The sequence below is a fragment of the Mesorhizobium sp. M2A.F.Ca.ET.037.01.1.1 genome (genome assembly GCF_003998075.1).
Taxonomy (GTDB): domain Bacteria; phylum Pseudomonadota; class Alphaproteobacteria; order Rhizobiales; family Rhizobiaceae; genus Mesorhizobium.
Genome location: NZ_RZSA01000964.1, coordinates 1 through 2,438, shown reverse-complemented (window position 1 = coordinate 2,438; position 2,438 = coordinate 1). Strand labels below are relative to the sequence as shown.

4 protein-coding genes are annotated in these 2,438 nt (G+C 62.9%); 1 reads left to right on the top strand and 3 read right to left on the bottom strand.

Going from position 1 to position 2,438, the window contains the following annotated elements; all coding sequences use genetic code 11:
* Nucleotides 1-69: 69 nt before the first annotated feature.
* Together EOA27_RS31990 and EOA27_RS31985 are read right to left on the bottom strand one after the other, a co-directional pair.
* Entirely contained in the window at nucleotides 70-525 is a 456-nt protein-coding gene (locus tag EOA27_RS31990) for a cyclic nucleotide-binding domain-containing protein (protein WP_126080489.1), read from the bottom strand.
* Between the two features lie 262 nt (nucleotides 526-787).
* Nucleotides 788-1,471, bottom strand: a complete 684-nt coding sequence (locus tag EOA27_RS31985; protein ID WP_040991447.1) for a response regulator transcription factor — start codon at nucleotides 1,469-1,471, stop codon at nucleotides 788-790.
* Nucleotides 1,472-1,557: 86 nt separating this feature from the next.
* On the opposite strand from EOA27_RS31985, the gene EOA27_RS31980 reads away from it, so the two are divergent.
* The gene (locus EOA27_RS31980; RefSeq protein WP_126083650.1) at nucleotides 1,558-2,154 is read left to right on the top strand and encodes a L,D-transpeptidase; all 597 of its coding nucleotides are present in this window, start codon (nucleotides 1,558-1,560) and stop codon (nucleotides 2,152-2,154) included.
* A 52-nt stretch (nucleotides 2,155-2,206) separates the two neighbouring features.
* Here the strand turns inward: EOA27_RS31980 and EOA27_RS41670 are convergent, their stop codons facing one another.
* Complete coding sequence (locus EOA27_RS41670) at nucleotides 2,207-2,425, bottom strand: hypothetical protein (protein ID WP_127258186.1); 219 nt, start codon at nucleotides 2,423-2,425, stop codon at nucleotides 2,207-2,209.
* Nucleotides 2,426-2,438: the final 13 nt, after the last annotated feature.

Here is a 2,438-nt window from a genome sequence, read left to right as displayed (position 1 = left end):
CTCCGGTTCTCGGAAGCCACCATTTTCGACTCGGCCTGACCTGAATCTCAGCCAGCCTTTCGGCGGCGCCTACCCCGTAAAACGCGGCGCCAGTTCCTCGATGCGGGCGATCATCTGCTGGAATTCCTCCAGGATGCGCTCATGCAACAGCACCGCGATCTCCGGATATTCTTCCAGGATTCGGTGGAACATCTTGCGGCTCAATCGGATCACTTCAGAGTCGACCGCTGCGGAGGCGCTGGTCAGCCGGTTGGTGTCGGCTATCAGCGCCAGTTCGCTCAGCATAGTGCCCGGACCCGCGGTGCCGATCGGGACGCGTTCGCCCCCTAGCTCCCGATAGAGCGTGATCAGGCCGCTGACCACGATGTAGGCAGAATCAGCAACATCATCCTCGCGGTAGAGCTTATGGTCGGCCTGCAGCATGGTGGTCTCGGCGCCGAAGGCGAGCAGGCGCAACTGTTCCTGGGTGAAGCCCTGGAAAAGCTTCACACCGGACAGGATGCGGATGTCGTCATCCAGCGCCATCCTAGCTGTGTCCCCGAGCGGTCAGTCCAGTCCCTCCTTTGGAGCGGCGCGCCCTCCTGGGCGCGCGAGAAGCGCTCCACCATGCATCGTGCGATGCGTGCAACGAGCCGATCCATCACCCTCCAGCATCAGGATCTACCCGAAGCGGTCCCGCCCGACCGCTCTCATCTCTTTTGGCTCAATTCCGGACGGAAGGCTACGGCGAAGCCGCCAAGCCCAGCCGTTTCGTACTTTTCCTGGAATTGCTTAGATCATGAAATGTTTAAGGAACCAGCTTGTAGCCGCCGCTTTCTGTCACAAGAATTTCGGCATTGGAAGGATCGCGCTCGATCTTCTGGCGCAACCGGTAGACATGGGTCTCCAGCGTGTGCGTGGTGACGCCGGAATTGTAGCCCCAGACCTCTTCCAGCAGCACGTCGCGCGTTACCACCTTCTGGTCGGCGCGGTAGAGATATTTGATGATCGAGGCTTCCTTCTCGGTCAGCCGCACCTTGGCGCCGCGCGGATCGATCAAGAGCTTCTGGCTGGGCTTGAACGTGTAGGGTCCGACCGAGAAGGTGGCGTCCTCGCTCTGCTCATGCTGGCGAAGCTGGGCGCGGATGCGGGCCAACAGGACGGCGAAGCGGAAGGGCTTGGTCACATAATCGTTGGCGCCGGCCTCGAGACCCAGAATCGTGTCGGAATCGGTGTCGTGGCCGGTCAGCATGATGATCGGCGCCTTGTAGCCGCCCTTGCGCAGGATCTTCACCGCCTCGCGGCCGTCCATATCGGGCAGGCCGACATCCATGATGAGAAGGTCGACGACGCCGCCGCGCGCAGCGGCAACGCCTTTTGCGGCGGTCGATTCCTGCTGGACGTCGAATTCCTCGTAGAGCGCCAGCTGCTCGACCAGGGTGGCGCGCAGGTCGTCGTCGTCATCGACGATCAGGATGGTGCGTGATGTCATGGATATCAATCCGTTGTTTTAAAAAGAATATTCAGTTGACCTCCCCCCATTTATGCGGAAGCTCACCGGCGCAACAGCCGATCACAGTGATTTGTTCCGTGACCCGATCATACAAGAAAAAACGCGCGCGCAATGAGGCGGGCGCATTTTTGCCGAAAGGCTTGCGCGTTTTGGTGGTGCGTGCCCGCCCCGGCAACCCCGCGCAAGGTTTCCTGCAAGCCGGCAAAACGGTGTTTCCCTGCGCCCTGGGGCGCAGCGGCATCACCGCCAACAAGCATGAAGGGGACGGCGCGACGCCGCTGGCGTCGATGCGCATCCTGTCGGGCTATTTCCGGGGCGATCATTTCGCGGGCGGGCGCAGGACGAGGCTGCCGATGGCGCCGATCGGTCCGGATCTCGGCTGGTGCGAGGTGCCGGACGACCGCAACTACAACCGTCCGGTGAAGATCCCCTATGGCGCGAGCCATGAGCGGATGAAGCGCGACGACCGGCTCTACGATGTCTGCCTGGTGCTCGACTGGAACATCGCGCCGCGCTTGCGCGGGCGCGGCAGCGCGATCTTCTTCCATCTGGCCCGGCCGGGCTTCACGCCGACCCAGGGCTGCGTGGCGGTGACGGCGCGGACCATGGCAAGGCTGCTGCCGTTGCTGTCGGACAGGACGGTGGTGAAGGTGGTGAGGTAGGCAGTAGGGCAGTAGGCGGTTCTTTTCGCTACTGCCCTACTCCCTTACTGCCTTAGCGACGACGCTGCCAACCTGTCCCCAGCAGTCCGATCTCTCGGAACTCGCGGTCCAATGCCTTTGCGATGTCGCGACGCCGGCTGCCGACGTCGCGCAGGTCGCGGTCGGAAAGGTCTTCGACGGATTCCCCAGGCAAGGTGGCGGCGACGCGGGCCTGGCGCAGCCAATCGCGTGCCGAACGCAGCCAAAGGGTCAGGCCCGAGGGCGATTCCAGGGGGGTGCAGGGC